Below are 17,735 nucleotides of genomic sequence, written 5' to 3' on the forward strand. Positions count from 1 at the left end.
CTGATCAAGCGGTGCCGATCGCGGCGACGAGCCCGAGCCCCAGCAGCAGGTCCAGGTGGATGGCGGTCTCCAGCTTGGCGCCCGGCGGCACGTCCGGGTCGGCGGCGAGCCGGTCCAGGACGGCGAGCGCGGCCGGGCCGCCGAGGTCGTCGGCCAGCGCCGCCTCCGCCTCGCGCGCGTACTCCCGGTTCAGGGGACGCCCCGGGGAGGTCGCCCAGCCGGCGACCCCGCGCCGCCACCCGTCCAGCCGCTCGCGGGCGGACGACACCCGCGCGGGCGACAGGTCCAGCGGCTCCCGGTAGGGCGTCTCCAGCATCGCCAGGCGCGCGGCGAGCGCGTCCGGGGCCGCCCAGCCGCCGGTCTCGTCCGGGACGACGAGGCACAGCGCGTCCGCGTCGGCGGCACCGGAGACGTACACGTCGGCCTCCGGCAGCGAGATGTCCTCGAACGGCTGGACGTTGTAGTCCGCCAGGTCGTCCGCGGGGGGAGGGGTGCAGCAGACCCGGACCCGGCGCCCGCCGCGCTCGGCGACCCGCCGGAGCAGATCGGCGACGACCGCCCGCCGGTAGCGGGCGCCGCCCGAGGCGTCCGTCAGGACCTGGACGCGCAGGCCCTGCCCGCCGGGCAGCGGCTCGGCCCGTCCCGTCCTGTGGTCATGCAGACGCAGCATGACTCCACCCTAGGGCGGGGCCTAGAGCGGGCGGTCGGAGGCCAGGGGCCCGAAGGTCGCGGGCGAGGGGCCGTCCGACCGGCGGACGGCGGCGAACCGCAGCCGCACGTAGTCGGCGACCCAGCCCGACTCGCGGCGCAGTGCGGGCGCGGCCAGGTCGTTCACCCGCTCCAGGAGCGGGTCGACGAGCTCCGGCGGGACGTCGGCGAGCGCGCGGGCGGCGTAGGCGCGGACCCAGTCGGCGGCGCCGTTCGGCCCCTCGGTCATCCGGGTCGGCCGCTCGGCGTGCTCCAGCAGCCGCAGCGTGAACCCGGCGTCCTCCAGCTTGGTCGCGTACTCGGCCGGGGACGGGAAGTACCAGGGCAGCTCCGGCTCGCCGAGGCCGAACACCCGCCACGCCGTCTGCATGGCGACGATCAGCTCGGCGCAGTTCCCGGCGCCGCCCATCTCGCCCACGAACCGGCCGCCCGGCCGCAGCGCAGCGTGCACGCGCCCGATGACGGCGTCGGGGTCGCGGGTCATCCAGTGCAGGGCCGCGTTCGAGGCGACCGCGTCGAAGGAGTCGCCCACCGTGAAGTCGTGGGCGTCGCCGACGATGAACGACAGCCCCGGGTGCGTGGCGGTCGCCTGCGCGACCATGTCCGGGCTGCCGTCGATGCCCAGCACCTCGGCGCCCCGCTCGGCGATCTCCGCGCTGAACGAGCCGGTGCCGCACCCGAGGTCGATGACCTTCTCGCCGGGCTGCGGATCGAGCAGGTCCACGAGGGGCGCACCGTGCGCGGACACGTACCCGAAGGCGGAGTCGTACGTCGTCACGGCCCAGTTCACTGTCATAATTTATCGGACAATGCCCGCGTAGGAGGTGGCGTTGCAATGGCGGACGTCACGTCCGAGGTCCGCGTCATGGGGGCCGAAGGGCCGTCGGGGCTCACATTGCGGACGTCCGGCCTGTCCGCCCGAGGGCTGCCCGAATTGCGCGCCGCCGGGCTTCCGCCGTATCTGGGACAGGGCTGGGCGCGCGTCCTCGCCGCGCTCGCGCAGCGCCTCGCGGCGACCGGTGAGATCCCCGGCGGGGTCGGGGACACTGAGATCCGTCTCACACTCGCCGAGGACGGAATGCTGGAACCCGTCCCGCCGCCGGGCTGCGAGCCGGCGGAGTGGTTCCGGGACGTGGTGGTCCGGCTGTTCCCCGAGGCGAGCACCTGACCTCCCGGTACCAGGACGTCCCGTGCCTTTATAGACCGTTCTAGAATGCAATTCTGGCCAGTCTCGGGCGCGAGGAGGATCACAGGGTGCCGTACCAGGAGATCGAGTACGAGGTCCGGGACGGGGTCGCCACCGTCACGCTGAACCGTCCGGAGCGGCTGAACGCCTTCACGTTCGTGATGCGGAAGGAGCTGCTCGACGTCTTCGACCGGATCGACGCCGACGACGACGTCCGCGCCGTCGTGGTGACCGGTGCGGGCCGCGCGTTCTGCGCGGGCGCCGACCTGAGCGGCGGTGGCGGCACCTTCGACAGGGAGCGGTCGAGGGACATGTACGCCGGCGAGGACGACGTCCTGGAGGACGGCACCCAGCGCGACGGCGGCGGCACGGTCGCGCTCCGCATCGCCCGCTGCCTCAAGCCCGTCATCGGCGCGTTCAACGGGGCCGCGGTCGGCGTCGGCGTCACCATGACCCTGCCGATGGACGTCCGGCTCGCCAGCGAGAAGGCCAGGTTCGGGTTCGTCTTCGCGCGCCGCGGCATCGTGACCGAGGCGGCGTCCAGCTGGTTCCTGCCCCGCATCGTCGGCATCGCCCAGGCCATGGAATGGGCGGCGACCGGCCGCGTCTTCGATGCGCAGGAGGCCCTCGACGGCCGCCTCGTCTCCCGCGTCCACGCGCCGGACGACCTCCTTCCCGCCGCCTACGACCTCGCTCGCGAGATCGCCGCCAACACCTCCGCGGTCTCGGTCGCCGCGATCCGCCGGCTCATGTGGTCGGGGCTGTCCGCCGCGTCCCCGTGGGACGCGCACATCGCCGACTCCCGCCTGATGGCCGCCCTCGGCGGGGGCGCCGACGCGATCGAGGGCGTCTCGTCCTTCCTGGAGAAGCGCGGCGCGGTCTTCCCGCTGCGCGTCAGCAAGGACCTTCCGCCCGAAGTGCCCGACTGGCCCGTCCGGTAGGCCCACCCCGGGTTCCCGCCCCGGACGGGGCGCCTGCATGATGGACGCACATCCCTCCTCGCGGTCAAGGACGATCTTGCGTTTCCGGACCTTCACGGCGTGTGTCGCTAGCGTGACGGAGGGTACACACCTCCACTAGGTAACACGCTCGGGGGTACGTGGTGCGGATCCGGATTTTCGCCGTCATCGGGGTTGGAGTCCTGCTCGCGGCGGGGTGCGGTCATCCGCAGCGGCACGCACGGCCGTCCGGGCGGCACACCGCGCCGCAATCCGCGGGACGGCCGGAGCGATCACCGTCCGCGTCTCCGACGGCGCGCCGCACCCCGCCTCCGCCCAGGCGGATCGACTGCGAGCGGGTCAAGTGCGCGGCGCTGACGTTCGACGACGGGCCCGGCCCTTACACGGCCCGCCTGCTCGACACGCTCAAGAGGACCCGGACGCGGGCGACGTTCTTCCTGCTCGGCCAGAACGTCCGCGAGCATCCCCACCTGGTGCGGCGGATGGCACTCGAAGGTCACGAGCTGGGCAACCACACCTGGTCCCACCCGGACCTGACCGGCCGCTCGGCCGCCGAGGTACGGTCGCAGATCCGGCGGACGCAGCGGGCCATCGAGGACGCCTCCGGCGTGCGGCCGGCGCTGGTGCGGCCGCCGTACGGGTCGACGGACGACCGGGTCGGCAAGGCGGTCGGGATGCCGCTGATCCTGTGGAGCGTGGACACCCTCGACTGGCGCTACCGCGACCGCGCCCGCGACATCAGGATCGGGGTCAGGAAGCCGAAGCGCGGCGGCATCGTCCTGTACCACGACACCCACCGGCCGAGCGTCGAGTCCATCCCCGCGGTGATCGCCGGGCTGCGCGAGCGCGGGTTCACCCTCGTCACCGTCACGGAGCTCTTCGGCGGCAGGGACCTCGAACCGGGCGAGTCCTACACCGAACGGAGCGAAGCGCCCGAACCGACCGAGCCGCCGGCCGAGGTCGTGGCGACCCGGTCGCCCGCCAAGCGCTGACCGGCAAGCGCTGACCGGCAAGCGCTGACCGGCAAGCGCTGACCGGCAAGCGCTGACCGGCAAGCGCTGACCGGCAAGCGCTGACCGGCCGGCGCTACTCGGTGGCGCGAGGGCGCCGGCGGGGCGGCGGCTGCGGCGGGACGACCTTCGCCGCGACCATGGTCCTCTCGGGCACCTCGACGAGTTCGCCGTCGCGGCGGCGCACCGCCAGCGTCCCGGCGGACCAGGATTCGAGCACCCCCACGACGTCGCTGTACTCTCCCGTTGGCAGGCGGCGGCGCAGCGAGATCCGCTGGCCCACGTCGGCGCTGCTGATGGACACCACCAGCCGCGCGGCAAAGCGGCCGGACATGTGAGGACCCCCATGTCGAATCGATTGCGCCGTGGCGGCCATACTATTCACAGCGAGCTTGCGGTGACCCGTGACGTGCGGCGGGGCCGGATATCCGAGAGGAGTCACTGACGTGACCTACGTCATTGCGCAGCCCTGCGTGGACCTGCTCGACAAGGCATGCATCGAGGAGTGCCCGGTCGACTGCATCTACGAGGGCAAGCGCATGCTGTACATCCACCCGGACGAGTGCGTGGACTGCGGTGCGTGCGAGCCGGTCTGCCCGGTCGAGGCGATCTACTACGAGGACGACACGCCTGACCAGTGGAAGGACTTCTACAAGGCGAACGTGGAGTTCTTCGACGACCTCGGCTCGCCGGGCGGCGCCTCCAAGGTCGGCAAGATCGACAAGGACCACCCGCTCGTCGCCGCGCTGCCCCCGCAGAGCCAGGAGGACTGACCGGGGGAGCGCGCCGGGAGCGCTCCACGGGGGCGCGGCCCCGGGGCCGCCTGCGTCGAAAACGGGCCGTGGTCGGGCACGACCACGGCCCGATGGGTTTGCTGAGGAGGATGGGGCCGTGTTCACGCTGCCGGACTTTCCGTGGGATCGGCTCGCGCCGTACAAGGAGCGGGCGCTGGCCCACCCGGACGGCATCGTCGACCTGTCGGTCGGGACGCCCGTGGACCCCACCCCCGAACCGGTCCGGGCGGCCCTCGCCGGCGCGTCCGACGCGCCCGGCTACCCCCAGACCTACGGGACGCCGCAGCTGCGCGAGGCGGTCGCGGGGTGGCTGCGCCGCCGCGTCGGCGTGTCCGGCGCCGACCCGGACGCGGTGCTGCCCGTCCTCGGCACCAAGGAGCTGGTGGCCTGGCTGCCGACGCTGCTCGGCGCCGGCCCCGGCGACCGGGTCGTCTTCCCCGAGCTGGCCTACCCGACCTACGACGTGGGGGCCCGGCTGGCCGGGGCGACGCCCGTCGCGGCGGACGGGCTGCTGTCGCTCGGCCCGGTCAACCCCACGATCGTCTGGGTGAACTCCCCGTCCAACCCGACCGGCAAGGTGCTGCCCGCCGAGCACCTGCGCAAGGTCGTCGCGTGGGCGCGCGGGCGCGGCGCCCTCGTGATCAGCGACGAGTGCTACCTGGAGTTCGGCTGGGACGAGGACCGGCCGCCGGTCTCGATCCTGCACCCGGAGGTGTGCGAGGGCTCCCATGAGGGGCTGCTCGCGATCAACTCGCTGTCCAAGCGCTCGAACATGGCGGGCTACCGCGCCGGGTTCCTCACCGGCGACCTCGCGATCGTCAAGCGGCTGCTGGAGGTCCGCAAGCACGCCGGGATGATCGTCCCGGCGCCGGTGCAGGCCGCGATGACGGTCGCCTTCGGCGACGACGCGCACGTGGACGAGCAGCGGGCCCGGTACGCGCGCCGCCGCGCCGTCCTGCGCGCCGCGTTCGAGAGGCACGGCTTCCGGATCGACCACTCCGAGGCGTCCATCTACCTGTGGGCCACGCGGGACGAGCCGTGCTGGGACACCGTCGCCCACCTGGCGTCCCTCGGCATCCTCGTCGGCCCCGGGGAGTTCTACGGCCCGGCCGGGGCCCGGCACGTCCGGATCGCCTTCACCGCGACCGACGAGCGCGTGGCGGCCGCCGCCGACCGGCTCTGAGGCGCGGAGAGCGCCCCGCGCACGGCGCCGCGAAATCCGCCGTTTCCCGCTGAAACCGCCAGGCCGTTTGATACGTCTGAATGCGGTATGGGCATGAGAGGCCACAGTCGGTAGGATCCGCAGGTCTGTTGCCCGTGTTGTGGATGAAACGACGGAGGTGCCCGTGGACAAAGCGGCGATAGTGATCCTGCTCGCGCTGATCCTGGTCGCCCTGGTCGTGCTCATCGCCGTCCTGCTGCGGCGCCGCTCGGCCCCCGCGGCGCAGGCCCCCGCCCCCGCCGCCCCGCGCGACCCGTTCGCCGCCGACCAGCAGGTCGCCGGCGACCCGCGCGCCCTCAAGGCCGGCGACATGGTCGAGTACCTCGGCACCCGCTACTTCGTCCGCGGCTCGCTGCGGCTGAAGGAGGGCGGCTTCACCTGGAGCGAGCACCTCCTGGACGCCGACACGATCGAGGGCACCAAGGTGTGGATCTCCGTCGAGGAGGACCCCGACCTGGAGGTCGTCTGGTGGACCGAGCACGACGTCGGCGACCTGCGGCCCGGTGAGAAGACCCTCGTCGTGGACGGCGTCGAGTACCGCCGCGACGAGCACGGCACCGCCGACTACACCAGCGAGGGCACGACCGGCGTCGGCGTCCAGGGCCGGGTCGAGTACGTCGACTACGAGGGCCCGCGCGGGAAGTACCTGTCGTTCGAGCAGTACGGCGGCGGCCAGTGGGAGGCGGGCCTCGGCGAGCGCGTCCCGACCGGGTCGATGACGATCTACCCGGGTGGCGGTAGCTGACCTTGCGCGCAACCCTCGAGACCCCCTACGCCGACGCGCGCGCCGACGGCCTGTCGTTCGCGCTCGGGCTGCCGCCGCTGGACGCCCTCGCCGTCCTGCCGGTGGAGCGCGCGGGCCTGACGGTGGAGTTCCGCCTGCTCGGCGCGTCCCACCAGGTGATCGCCGGGCCGCTGAGCGAGACGGTGGCGTGCCTGCCGGACGCCACCGAGCCGCTCCCCGGCCGCGCGAGCACGACCGTGCCCGGCTGGACCTACGATTTCGCCGCGACGACCGCGGCGCACAGCGACGCGACGGCGTTCGCCCGCGCCGTCGAGGCGGTGTGCGCGCGGCTCGCGGACCGCGGTGACGCGCTGACGGGGGCCTTCCCCGGCTCCCCGCACGCCGTCACCGCCCTGACCCTGGAAGAGACAGCGCGGGAAGAGGCCGGGCTCGGCTGGCGGACCTGGCACGCCTACCCCCAGACCCGGGAGATCGTCATGACGCGAAGCCGGTTGTTGACGTCCTCCCCCGGACCGAAGGCGGGGGATTCCAACCCATCGGCCTACGGGAGGAGGATGAGTTGAGGTTCGCGGTGCACTGGCCCGGCAACCCGTGGCCCTTCCCGCGCGGATACGGCATGCCCTGCCGCGAGTTGGATGTTACGTGCCGCGTTGACGTCGGCGTTGGCCCGGTACCCGCAGGCGACGCACCGGAACACCGCTTGGCTCTTGCGGTTGTCCGGCGCGCGGTGCCTACAGGCATGGCAGGTCTGCGAGGTGTAACGCGGATTGACCCGGATGACCCGGCCGGGGGCCTTGTGCTCCAGTCGCCTGACCAGGCAACCCCACCCGCCCGCGAGGATGGCGCGGTTCAGCCCGGCCTTCTGCCGGACGCCCGCGCCGGGGGCGTCCACGGTTCCTTTGGCGGACCTGGTCATGGCCCGCACGCTCAGGTCCTCGACCGCGATCACATCGAAGTCGGAGGCCAGTCGGGTGGTGGTCTTGTCCACCCAGTCGCGGCGTCGGTCCACTTCTCGGGCACGCAGGCGGGCGATGGCGGCTTTGACGCGGGCGCGGCGATTCGAACCTCGCTTCGCACGGGCCAGTTTGCGATGCAGCCGCCGCAGTCGCGCAGCCTCGGCGCCGGTCAGGCAGGGTGCGTGCAGGAGTTCCCCGGTCGACAGCGCCGCCGACACGGTGACGCCCCGGTCCACCCCGACGCATGTGCCGTTGCCCGGCGCTGGAAGGGGGGCCGGGATCGCAGTGAACGCGACATGCCAGCGCCCGGCACGATCGCGGGTGATCCGGAACGACTTCACCTCAGGGGGGACGGGGCGCGACCACCGGAATCGAACCCACCCCACCTTCGGGACCTTGACTTGGCCCACGCGGCGGGAGACGCGCCGAACATCCCAAGCGCTCCCACGCTGGCCGACGATCCTAAACCCTTCGTGCCGACCGGCTTTACGCCACGTCGGCCGCCGATGGCTTCCGGCGAAGTAGTTCGCCATGGCTTGGGCGAAGTCCTTGAGCGCCTGCTGCTGAACCGTCTGCGAACCCGCGCGAAACCAGTCGAACGCGGCGCGGGCCTGGGTGAGTTGGCGGCACTGCTCGGCGAACCCCGGCGCCGAACGGCGGCCTGGTCGCCAGTGTCGATGTTGCTCGACAGCGAGGTTCCACACAAACCGGGCGTGTCCGCAGTGCTCCAGGAGCGCCGCCTCCTGACAGGCGGTCGGCTGCAAGCGGTAACGGGCCATGCACACGAAGCTAGCGGAAAGGGCCGACAGAACATGACCACTTGGAGGAGCCTCCTCCACGCGCTGAGGGACGGGGCAGCCGCCCCAGAAGCCTGGTGAGCAGCAGATACCGGGTGGCGGGCGCCGTGGCCGCCGCCGCCCTGACCGTCGCGACGCTCGGGGGCTGCGGCACCTCGCAGAAGTCGTGGATCGCCGACAAGTACACCAAGGTCGGCTCGGACACCTACCGGTCCGGGAAACCCCCGCAGACGGTCGCCTCGGAGATCGGCCGCAAGTTCAAGCCCATCGACCGGGTGGACGACATGGCCACCATGGGCGCGAACGGCGGCATCTTCATGCGCTACCCGAAGCTGGTCGTCGGCGTCCTGCCGGACGGGACCGGGAGCCGGATCACGGTCGACGGGGCCCGCCGGGGCTACAGCCGCCACTACTCCCACGTGGGCGGACGCTGGAGCAGCCCCGGCAGCAACGGATGGACGAGCAGCGGCGCCGCATCCTTCCGCGGCGGCGGCCCAGGGTCGGGTAAATGAGGAGCGACAGATGAACGACATCCTGCAGGAGATCGGCGCGACGTTCGCCTACGGCGCGGTGGGCATCGCGCTGATGGCGCTCGGCTACCTGGTGGTGGAGGTGACGACGCCCGGCAAGCTCGGCAAGCAGATCTGGACCGAGGGAAACCGGGGGGCGGCGCTGCTGCTGGCGGTCAAGCTGTTCGGCGTCGGCATGATCGTCACCACCGCGATCATCACCAGCGACAACGACCTCAGCGACGGGCTGATCGACACGGCCGTGTTCGGCGGCATCGGCATCGTGCTGATGATCGTGGCGTTCCTGCTGCTGGACGTGATGACGCCCGGCAAGCTCGGCGCGACGCTCGTCGGCGCCGACGGCGCGGGCGCCGCGATCCACCCGGCGGGCTGGGTCGTCGCCGCCGCCGACCTCGGCGTCGCCGCGATCGTGGCCGGGGCGGTCTCCTGACGCCCCGCGACCTGGACCAGGCCGTCCGCCCGACCGCCCCGGACACGTCCCCGCCCGAGGGGGACGGCCCGGGGCGGCCGCGCGTCCCGGCGCGGGCGGCGCGGGCGCTGGTCCTCGCCGCCGTGTTCGCGTGCGCGGCGTGCGGGCTGGTGTACGAGCTGGCCCTGGTCGCGCTCGGCAGCTACCTCGTCGGCAACTCCGTCACGCAGGCGTCGATCGTCCTGTCGGTCATGGTGTTCGCCATGGGCATCGGCTCGCTGCTCGCCAAGCCGCTGCAGGGCCGCCCGGTGGTGGCGTTCGCGGTGGTGGAGGGCGCCCTCGCGCTGATCGGCGGGGTGTCGGTCCTGGTGCTGTACGCGGCGTTCGCGTGGCTCGACCTGTACGTCCCGGCGCTGGTGGTGGTGGCGTTCGCCGTCGGCGCGCTGATCGGCGCGGAGATCCCGCTGCTGATGACGCTGCTGCAGCGGATCCGCAAGCAGGACGCGGGGTCCGCGGTCGCCGACCTGTTCGCGGCCGACTACGTGGGCGCGCTGATCGGCGGCCTGGCGTTCCCGTTCCTGCTGCTGCCCGCGTTCGGGCACATCAGGGGCGCGCTGCTCGTCGGCGCCGTCAACGCGGTCGCCGGGATGGCGGTCGTGCTGTGGCTGTTCCGCGGGCAGGTCGGGCGCGTCGCGCGGATCGCGCTCGGGCTCGGCATGGTCGCCGTCCTCGCCGTCCTCGGCGGGACGTACGCGCTCGCGGACGGGTTCGAGGTGTCGGCGCGGCAGGCGCTGTACGCCGACCCGATCGCGCTGTCGAAGCGGACCCGGTACCAGGAGATCGTCATCACGCGGCAGGCCGGCCCGGGGCCGTCCGACCTGCGGCTGTTCCTGAACGGGGATCTCCAGTTCTCGTCGGTGGACGAGTACCGGTACCACGAGTCGCTCGTCCATCCGCTGATGTCGGGGCCGCACGGGCGGGTGCTGATCCTCGGCGGCGGGGACGGGCTCGCGCTGCGCGAGGTGCTGCGGTACAAGAACGTCCAGAGCGCGACGCTCGTCGAGCTGGACCCGGAGATGATCCACCTGGCCCGGACGTACGGGCCCCTGGTGTCGCTCAACCGGCACGCGTTCGAGGACCCGCGCGCCAGGGTCGTCACGGCCGACGCGTTCTCCTGGCTGCGCGGGCTGGACCAGCAGTACGACGCGGTCATCGTGGACATGCCGGACCCCGACGACGTGTCCACCGCCAAGCTGTACTCCGTCGAGTTCTACGGCATGGTCAAGCGGGCCCTCGCCCCTGGCGGGCGCATGGTCGTCCAGTCCGGCTCGCCGTTCTTCGCGCCCAAGTCGTTCTGGAGCATCCAGAAGTCGATAGCCGCGGCCGGTTTCGCGACCGTCCCGTACCACGTGGACGTGCCGAGCTTCGGCGACTGGGGCTACGTGCTGGCGTCCCCCGCGAAGAGGCCTCCGGCGCTCGGCCTCGCGCCCGGGGTCCCCGACCTCCGCTTCCTCGACGCGGCGGTCCTCCAGGCGTCGGCGGTCTTCCCCAAGGACCGCCGCGGCCGCGACGTCGGCGTCAACACCCTCGTCCACCCGCGCCTGGTGGAGTACGAGGGCGAGGAGTGGAAGAACTCCTGATCGGGCCGTTCAGCTTTCGAGTCCGGCGAGGGAACGGCCCATTTCGGTGGCGACGCGCGCGCCGAGGCGTTCCAGTTCGGCGAGGGTCGGCCGCCGGAGAGCCGGGTAGAGGGCCGCGGAGATGCTGACCACCACGTTCCGCGCCCTGACAAGGGCGGTGACGGCTTCGCCTTCGCCGGGCTCGTCAGACGAGATGAAGGCTTCATCGCCCGCTCGGAGGGGCCGCGCCGCCGGGCCGAAGACCTTCCTGCCGTCGGCGAATCCGGCCGCCGCGAGCGCGGTGGCGGTCTGGCCGCCTTTCGGGTGATGCACTTCCAGCCGGATACGCAGCACGGCTCCGCGCGCGGAGTGATCCGCCTCGCTCTTGGGAAAGGTCACCTTCTTTCCTTGCGGCGGGCGCAGAGTGCAATCCCAGATCGTCACGGCGCTGCCGGCGTTGAACCCGAAGTTCCGGCACGTCGAACGGCGGTCCTCGTCCAGGCGCATGTCCTGGCGCAGGTCGGCCGTCAGCAGCGTGAGAGGGTCGGGCACCGATCGCAGCTCGCCCGGTTGGAACGGCACCGTGGAGGGACGGTCGCCCGTCGACCCGCAGCCACCGGCGGTGGCCGCCGCGGCGGCGCTCAGAACCGCGATCAAGATGCGGGAACGACCGTTCACTCGGAGGTCCTTTCGCGGGCGCTCGGATCCCTGCCGGCGGGCACCGACTGCCGGATCGCCTTGTCGACCGCGCGCTGGAACGACGTGACGAGCGACTGGATCATCAGCGGCTTGAGCTTCCCGGCCATCTCCATGAGCCGTTCCCGCTCCTCGGGCGCGCGCCCGCCCTCCCGGTAGGGCCGGACGACGGTGTCCTGGAAGACCTGCTGGAGCTCGGCGGCCAGCGCGGTCGTGTACCGGTCGACGGTCGCGTGCGACGCGACCAGCGTCTCCAGCGGCATCGGAAGCCGCGCCAGCTCGGCGCTGCTGCTGAGGAGGGCGGGGCTGACGACCCGCACGGCGCCGTCCGGGAGCGGCTCGACGACCCCGAGGGCCTCCAGCCGCTTGATCGTCTCGTCGTCGAGCCGGTGCCCGACCCGCCGGTCCAGCTCGTCCCGGTGGAGTTCCTCCGGGCGTTCGGGCGCCCACGGCGACAGCAGCGCCCGCTGTAGTGCCAGGTCCTCCGCGGGCGCGTCCAGCGGGATCTTCGTCAGATGCTTCTCGATCGAGGCGAGCGTCAGCCCGAGCGACTGGAGTTCCCGGACGAGTTCGAGCCGGGCGAGGTGGGCGGGGCCGTAGAGGCCCGTCCGGCCGCGCAGCCGCGGGGGCGGGAGCAGGCCGCGCCCGGCGTAGAACCGGACGGTGCGGACGGTGACCCCGGCGCGCGCCGCCAGCTCGTCGACGGTGAGCTCCATCCCGCCTCCCTCTATGTGACAGCACCAGTGTTACATTAATGCTGTATCAGCAGCCACTTACCGAGGGAGACCGCCGGATGGGACGGGACATCTACACCGAGGAGCACGAGGCCTTCCGCGACATGGTGCGCTCCTTCATCGCGAAGGAGGCGGCGCCCTTCCACGAGCAGTGGGAGAAGGACGGCATCGTCTCTCGCGAGGTGTGGCTGGCGGCGGGACGCGCGGGCCTTCTGGGCATCGACATGCCGGAGGAGTTCGGGGGCGGCGGCGACGGCGACTACCGCTACTACGTGATCCTCAACGAGGAGCTGGCGAAGGCCGGCATCCACGGCCCCGGCTTCGCCGTCCACAACGACATCAACGGCGGCTACCTGCGGCAGCTGTGCAGCCCCGGGCAGAAGGCGCGCTGGTTCCCGGGCTACTGCTCCGGCGAGATCATCACCGCGATCGCGATGACCGAGCCCGCCGCCGGGTCCGACCTCCAGGGCATCAGGACCACCGCGGTCAGGGACGGCGACCACTACGTCCTCAACGGCTCGAAGACCTTCATCTCCAACGGCATCCTCGCCGACCTGGTCATCGTGGTCGCCAAGACCGACCCGTCCGCCGGCGCGAAGGGCGTCAGCCTCCTCGTCGTCGAGCGCGGCATGGACGGCTTCGAGCGCGGCCGCAACCTCGACAAGGTCGGCATGCACGCCCAGGACACCGCCGAGCTGTTCTTCGACAACGTCCGCGTTCCCAAGGAGAACCTTCTCGGCGAGGAGGGCATGGGCTTCGTCTACCTGATGACGAACCTCGCCCGCGAGCGCCTGTCCATCGGCGCCACCGCGATGGCCGCCGCCGAGGACGCCTTCGAGCGGACCCTCGACTACTGCAAGACCCGCGAGGCCTTCGGCCGTCCCATCGGCAAGTTCCAGTACAACCGCTTCACGCTCGCCGAGATGAAGACGGAGCTGACCGTCGCCCGCTCCTTCACCGACGAGTGCATCCTCAAGGAGAGCGACGGCGAGCTGACCGCGGACGAGGCCGCGATGCTCAAGTGGTGGAACACCGAGCTGCTCAAGCGCGTCGTCGACCGCTGCGTCCAGCTCCACGGCGGCTACGGCTACATGACCGAGTACCCGATCGCCAAGGCCTACCAGGACGTCCGCATCCAGACCATCTTCGGCGGCACCACAGAGATCATGAAAGAGATCATCGGCCGCTCCCTCGGCGTCTGACGTGTAAGGCGGCGGTCAGCGTTTCCGCTCACCGCCGTGAAACCTCGTGGACGCCACGGTGGGGGCGTGGACATTCATGAGGAAGTGGTCGTGCGGCTCGATGCCGTGCGGAAGGCGTACGGGAGCGTCGCCGCGCTGGACGGGGTGACGCTGGAGGTCCGGCGCGGCGAGGCCGTCGCGGTGATGGGGCCGTCGGGCAGCGGGAAGTCGACGCTGCTGAACATGGTCGCGGGGCTGGACCGGCCGACGTCCGGGCTGGTGGCGGTGGACGGCCGGGAGCTCACCGGCATGGGCGAGGCGGCGCTGGCCCGGTTCCGGCGGCGGCGGGTCGGGATGGTGTTCCAGTTCTTCCACCTGCTCGACGATCTGCCCGCGCTGGAGAACGTCGCGCTGGCCGGGCGGCTGGCCGGCGTCCCGGCGCGCAGGGCGCGGGCCAGGGCGCTGGAACTGCTGGACGAGCTCGGCATCGCCGGGCGGCGGGACGCCTACCCGGCGGTGCTGAGCGGGGGCGAGCGGCAGCGGGTCGGGGTGGCGCGGGCGCTGATGAACCGTCCGGCGCTGCTGCTCGCGGACGAGCCGACCGGGGCGCTCGACAGCGCGACCGGCGAGCAGGTGATCGACCTGCTGCTCGACCTCAACGGGAGGGGCCAGACGGTCCTGCTGGTCACCCATGACCAGGCACTGGCCGCGCGGTGCGCCACGCGGATCGTCGAGTTCGTGGACGGGCGGATCGTCCGGGAGACGGCGCAGGAGCGGGTCCGATGAGCGCGGTCTGGGCGGCGTCGCGGGCGGGCGTGCGGCGGCGCAGGGTGCAGACGGTCAGCGTCGCCGTGGTGGTGGCATTGTCCACGGCGACGCTCGTGTTCGGGCTGGGGCTGCTGTCCGCGTCGAACTCGCTGTTCGACGACGCCTTCGAGAAGGCGAGAGGGGCGCACGCGACCGTGTCGTTCGATGCGTCCAAGGTGACCTTCGCGCAGGTCGCCGCCACCGCGCACGCGTCCGGGGTCACCGCTGCGGCGGGGCCCTACCAGACGGCCGGGCTGCCCCGCGGAGCCGGGCCGGTCCCGGTCGGCGGCGAGAGCCTGATCGTCGCCGGGCGGTCCGGGCCCGGCGGGCCGGTCGACCGGCTGACGATCACGTCCGGGCGGTGGGCCGAGAAGGCCGGGGAGATCGTGCTCCGGGGCAAGCCCATGGGGCCGCTGAGGCTGGGAAGCACCGTCTCGCCGGGCCTCACCGTCGTCGGGTTCGCCACCTCGGCGACCGACTCCGGGCCAGGCGGCTGGGTGACGCCGGAGCAGATCGGCGCGCTCCGGCCGGACGGGCTGCTGATGGAGTACCGGTTCGCGCGTGCCGCCGACGCGTCCCAGGTCCGCGCGAGCCTGTCCGCGGCGACGGGAGGGCTGCCGGCGCGGGGCTTCGAGTCCTACCTGACCGTCCGGGAGGAGTTCGAGAAGGAGTTCAAGCAGCTGATCCCGTTCGTCACGGTGTTCGGCGCCCTCGCGATGGCCGTGTCGGTGTTCCTGATCGCCAACGTGGTCGGCGGCGCGGTGATCTCCGGCTACCGGCGCATCGGCGTGATGAAGGCGATCGGCTTCACCCCGGCCCAGGTGACCGCCGTCTTCGTCATGGCGGTCCTGGCCCCGGCGGTGCTCGGCTGCGCCGCGGGCCTGGCGGCGGGGCACCTGCTCGCCGGGAGGATGGCGGCGGACCTGGCGTCCGGCTTCGACCTGCCGTCCGCCGGGGGTGCCGACCCTCTCCTGGACGCGGCGGCGGGCGCGGGCGTCCTCGCGCTGGTGGTGCTGGCGTCGGTCCTTCCGGCACTGCGGGCCGGACGGCTCCCGGCCGTCCAGGCGATCAGCGCCGGGGCCGTGTCGCGGCGGGGACGCGGCCGGCGCGTGCAGCGGTGGCTCGCGCGGACCCGGCTGCCCGCCTCGCTCGGGCTGGGCCTCAGCCTGCCCGTCGCGCGTCCCGCCAGGGCGGCGCTCACGCTCGCGGGGCTCTGCCTCGGCGTGGCCGCGGTGACCATGGGGACGGGGCTCCAGCAGACCGTCCTCGGCATCCTGACGGCGGACACCGAGGGGCACACGTCCGTCCAGGTGGGGCCCGACCCGCGCCGCGGCCCGTCCGGCACGTCCGAGCAGCAGATCTTCGCGGCGGTGCGCGCGCAGCCCGGGACCGCGCACGTGATGTCGTCCGGCACCACGGTGGTGACGGTGCCGGGCTCGCCCTCCAAGCTCAACGCCGAGACCTACAGCGGCGACTACCGGGCGTTCCTCGGTGACAACCTCGTCCGCGGGCGCTGGTTCAGCGGGCCCGGCGAGATCGTCCCGAGCGAGGCGTTCATGCGGCTCGACCACCTGGACGTGGGCGACGCCCTGACCTTGCGGGTGGACGAGGAGCAGGTCACCGTCCGCGTCGTGGGCGCGTTCTCCCACGACGACGCCAAGAGGTTGATGCTGGACGCGGCGAGCCTTCCCGTTACCGGGCAGGGCCCCGAGATCCGGCCGGTCTCGGTGATCGTGAAGCCGGGGACGGACCCGGCGGCCTACGCCGAGCGGATCAACGCGGCCTCCAGCGGGCTGTACGCCGAGGTCAGCGAGTCCGATCTCGGCGGCAGCGCGGTCTTCAGCGGCCTCTTCCTGCTGTTCTCGCTGATCATCTGCACGACCGCGGCGCTCGGGGTGCTGAACAGCGTGGTCCTCAGCGCCCGGGAGCGCGCCCGCGACCTCGGCGTGCTCAAGGCCATCGGGATGTCGCCGCGGCAGGTGGTGCTGATGATGGTGACGTCCATGGCCGTGCTCGGTGCCGCCGCCGGCGCCGCCGGGGTTCCGCTCGGCGTGCTCGCCCACCACGGCGTCGTGGAGCTCACCGGCGAGTTGCTCGGCAGCGGGATGGCCGCGTCATGGATCCACGTCTACTCGTGGGTGCTGCTGGCTCCGCTCGCCTGCGCCGGGCTGGTCGTCGCCGTCCTCGGCGCCTGGGTGCCCGCCGGCTGGGCCGCCGCGACCCGCACCGCCGCGGTGCTGCGCAGCGAATGAGCGGGCGCCGTGAAGGCCACGGCCACCGTCAGCCCGCCGCCGGGGTTGGCCGTGGCCTCCACGGCGAAGCCGTGCGCGGCGGCGATGGCGGCGACGATCGACAGGCCGAGGCCCGCCCCCTCGGCCGAGCCCGTCCGGTCGGCGTGCAGCCTCCGGAACGGCTCGAACAGCCCGTCCACCTGGTCGGCGGTGATCTCCGGGCCGGTGTTGCGGACGACCAGCCCGCCGCTCGACAGCTCGACCCGGACGTCCCCGCCGGGACGGTTGTGCAGGATCGCGTTCTGCACCAGGTTGGCGGCCATCCGGGTGAGGAGGACCTCGTCGCCGGAGACCGTGACCGGCCGCAGGGCGGTGGTGACGGCGATCCGGCCGGTCCCGGCGAGCGCCGCGTTGTCCTCCACGACCTGCCCGACCACGGCCTCGAGGTCCACCGGGGCGCGGGCGTCGAGCCCGCGCTCGCCCTGGGCGAGGACGAGCAGCCCCTCGATGAGCCGCTCGGACCGCCGGGTGTTGCGCAGCATCTCGGCCCGGATCTCGGCGAGCCTCTCCGGCGAGGGGTCGGCCAGCCCGACCTCGATGGCGGTCCGCTGGATGGCGAGGGGCGTGCGCAGCTCGTGGGACGCGTTGGCGATGAAGCGGCGCTGGCTGTCGACCGCCTCCTCCAGCCGGTCGAGCATGGCGTCGAAGGTGTCGGCCAGCTCCTTCACCTCGTCCTGCGGCCCGTCCAGCGCGATGCGCTCGTGCAGGGTGGACAGCGACAGCCGGCGGGCGGTGGCGGTGACGCGGTGCAGCGGCCGCAGCAGCCGGCCGGTCAGCCACCAGCACACCGCGAACGCCAGCACGGCGATCACCACGATGGCGCCGAGGATGACGACCTTCTGCGAGTCGACGAGGCCCTCCTGGAACTCCTCCCGCCCGAGGACCGGCCTCGCCTCCGGCGGGGGAGAGGGGCAGGAGCCGTCGGCGGCGCCGCGACGGCACTCGGCGGCCTGGGACACGAAGGGGACGTCCTGCACCCTGTCGTCCACGATCCTCTGCTGGATCCACAGCACGGAGCCGAGCACGCCCAGCGTGATCACGGTGAAGAGCCCGCCGTAGAGCAGCGTCATCCGCGCCCGGATCGTCATCGG

General features: G+C 72.7%; 19 protein-coding genes and 1 pseudogene. 13 read left to right on the forward strand and 7 right to left on the reverse strand.

Features of this window, described 5'->3' with window-relative positions:
• Window positions 1-4 precede the first annotated feature (4 nt).
• The gene (locus ABGB11_RS02295; RefSeq protein ID WP_347628228.1) at window positions 5-670 is read right to left on the reverse strand and encodes a hypothetical protein; all 666 of its coding nucleotides are present in this window, start codon (window positions 668-670) and stop codon (window positions 5-7) included.
• A 21-nt stretch (window positions 671-691) separates the two neighbouring features.
• Window positions 692-1,498 (reverse strand): methyltransferase domain-containing protein, encoded by an 807-nt coding sequence (locus ABGB11_RS02300; RefSeq protein WP_347628230.1) that lies wholly within the window; start codon window positions 1,496-1,498, stop codon window positions 692-694.
• A 45-nt stretch (window positions 1,499-1,543) separates the two neighbouring features.
• Here ABGB11_RS02300 and ABGB11_RS02305 point away from each other — a divergent pair, with 45 nt between their 5' ends.
• From ABGB11_RS02305 to ABGB11_RS02315, 3 genes are all read left to right on the forward strand, one after another.
• Window positions 1,544-1,876, forward strand: a complete 333-nt coding sequence (locus ABGB11_RS02305; protein WP_347628232.1) for a hypothetical protein — start codon at window positions 1,544-1,546, stop codon at window positions 1,874-1,876.
• An 86-nt stretch (window positions 1,877-1,962) separates the two neighbouring features.
• Window positions 1,963-2,835: a crotonase/enoyl-CoA hydratase family protein gene (locus tag ABGB11_RS02310; protein WP_347628234.1), complete on the forward strand. Its 873-nt coding sequence runs from the start codon at window positions 1,963-1,965 to the stop codon at window positions 2,833-2,835.
• A 161-nt stretch (window positions 2,836-2,996) separates the two neighbouring features.
• A complete protein-coding gene (locus ABGB11_RS02315) occupies window positions 2,997-3,845 on the forward strand; it encodes a polysaccharide deacetylase family protein (protein WP_347628236.1) in 849 nt (282 codons plus the stop codon).
• A 94-nt stretch (window positions 3,846-3,939) separates the two neighbouring features.
• Here ABGB11_RS02315 and ABGB11_RS02320 read toward each other — a convergent pair whose 3' ends face one another.
• A complete protein-coding gene (locus ABGB11_RS02320) occupies window positions 3,940-4,197 on the reverse strand; it encodes a hypothetical protein (RefSeq protein WP_347628238.1) in 258 nt (85 codons plus the stop codon).
• Window positions 4,198-4,309: 112 nt separating this feature from the next.
• Between ABGB11_RS02320 and fdxA the strand changes: the two genes are divergently transcribed.
• From fdxA to ABGB11_RS02340, 4 genes are all read left to right on the forward strand, one after another.
• Window positions 4,310-4,636: a ferredoxin gene (fdxA, locus tag ABGB11_RS02325; RefSeq protein WP_132203056.1), complete on the forward strand. Its 327-nt coding sequence runs from the start codon at window positions 4,310-4,312 to the stop codon at window positions 4,634-4,636.
• A 118-nt stretch (window positions 4,637-4,754) separates the two neighbouring features.
• Complete coding sequence (dapC, locus tag ABGB11_RS02330; protein ID WP_347628240.1) at window positions 4,755-5,840, forward strand: succinyldiaminopimelate transaminase; 1,086 nt, start codon at window positions 4,755-4,757, stop codon at window positions 5,838-5,840.
• Window positions 5,841-6,003: 163 nt separating this feature from the next.
• A complete protein-coding gene (locus tag ABGB11_RS02335; protein WP_347628242.1) occupies window positions 6,004-6,624 on the forward strand; it encodes a DUF4178 domain-containing protein in 621 nt (206 codons plus the stop codon).
• Window positions 6,625-6,626: 2 nt separating this feature from the next.
• Window positions 6,627-7,187 (forward strand): DUF2617 family protein, encoded by a 561-nt coding sequence (locus ABGB11_RS02340; protein WP_347628244.1) that lies wholly within the window; start codon window positions 6,627-6,629, stop codon window positions 7,185-7,187.
• On the opposite strand, the gene ABGB11_RS02345 is transcribed toward ABGB11_RS02340, so the two are convergent.
• Window positions 7,166-8,359 carry a transposase gene (locus ABGB11_RS02345; RefSeq protein WP_347628246.1) on the reverse strand — a complete coding sequence of 398 codons (1,194 nt, stop codon included), beginning with the start codon at window positions 8,357-8,359 and terminating at the stop codon, window positions 7,166-7,168. The two genes, ABGB11_RS02340 and ABGB11_RS02345, sit on opposite strands and share 22 nt — an antisense overlap.
• A gap of 95 nt (window positions 8,360-8,454) precedes the next feature.
• Between ABGB11_RS02345 and ABGB11_RS02350 the strand changes: the two genes are divergently transcribed.
• From ABGB11_RS02350 to ABGB11_RS02360, 3 genes are read left to right on the forward strand one after another with little or no spacing between them, the layout of a single operon-like run.
• Entirely contained in the window at window positions 8,455-8,889 is a 435-nt protein-coding gene (locus tag ABGB11_RS02350) for a DUF4247 domain-containing protein (protein WP_347628248.1), read from the forward strand.
• 10 nt (window positions 8,890-8,899) lie between these two features.
• Window positions 8,900-9,337: a DUF350 domain-containing protein gene (locus ABGB11_RS02355; RefSeq protein ID WP_347628250.1), complete on the forward strand. Its 438-nt coding sequence runs from the start codon at window positions 8,900-8,902 to the stop codon at window positions 9,335-9,337.
• Window positions 9,338-9,348: 11 nt separating this feature from the next.
• Window positions 9,349-10,956, forward strand: coding sequence for a polyamine aminopropyltransferase (locus tag ABGB11_RS02360; RefSeq protein WP_347628549.1), 1,608 nt, complete (start codon window positions 9,349-9,351; stop codon window positions 10,954-10,956).
• Between the two features lie 9 nt (window positions 10,957-10,965).
• On the opposite strand, the gene ABGB11_RS02365 is transcribed toward ABGB11_RS02360, so the two are convergent.
• Both ABGB11_RS02365 and ABGB11_RS02370 read right to left on the reverse strand, forming a co-directional pair.
• Complete coding sequence (locus tag ABGB11_RS02365; protein WP_347628252.1) at window positions 10,966-11,613, reverse strand: hypothetical protein; 648 nt, start codon at window positions 11,611-11,613, stop codon at window positions 10,966-10,968.
• Entirely contained in the window at window positions 11,610-12,347 is a 738-nt protein-coding gene (locus ABGB11_RS02370; RefSeq protein WP_347628254.1) for a MerR family transcriptional regulator, read from the reverse strand. The genes ABGB11_RS02365 and ABGB11_RS02370 overlap by 4 nt, the downstream gene beginning before the upstream one ends.
• Before the next feature lie 77 nt (window positions 12,348-12,424).
• Here ABGB11_RS02370 and ABGB11_RS02375 point away from each other — a divergent pair, with 77 nt between their 5' ends.
• The 3 genes and pseudogenes from ABGB11_RS02375 to ABGB11_RS02385 all read left to right on the forward strand — a co-directional run.
• Window positions 12,425-13,567, forward strand: coding sequence for an acyl-CoA dehydrogenase family protein (locus ABGB11_RS02375; protein WP_347628256.1), 1,143 nt, complete (start codon window positions 12,425-12,427; stop codon window positions 13,565-13,567).
• 66 nt (window positions 13,568-13,633) lie between these two features.
• Complete coding sequence (locus ABGB11_RS02380) at window positions 13,634-14,332, forward strand: ABC transporter ATP-binding protein (protein ID WP_347628258.1); 699 nt, start codon at window positions 13,634-13,636, stop codon at window positions 14,330-14,332.
• Between the two features lie 563 nt (window positions 14,333-14,895).
• Window positions 14,896-16,494, forward strand: a pseudogene (locus tag ABGB11_RS02385) (FtsX-like permease family protein); the annotation flags it as partial.
• On the opposite strand, the gene ABGB11_RS02390 reads toward ABGB11_RS02385, so the two are convergent.
• On the reverse strand, window positions 16,482-17,732 hold the full coding sequence (locus tag ABGB11_RS02390; RefSeq protein WP_347628260.1) for a HAMP domain-containing sensor histidine kinase: 1,251 nt from the start codon (window positions 17,730-17,732) through the stop codon (window positions 16,482-16,484). The pseudogene ABGB11_RS02385 and the gene ABGB11_RS02390 overlap by 13 nt on opposite strands.
• Window positions 17,733-17,735 lie beyond the last annotated feature (3 nt).

It is taken from the genome of Actinomadura sp. B10D3 (assembly GCF_039871695.1).
GTDB lineage: Bacteria > Actinomycetota > Actinomycetes > Streptosporangiales > Streptosporangiaceae > Spirillospora > Spirillospora madurae.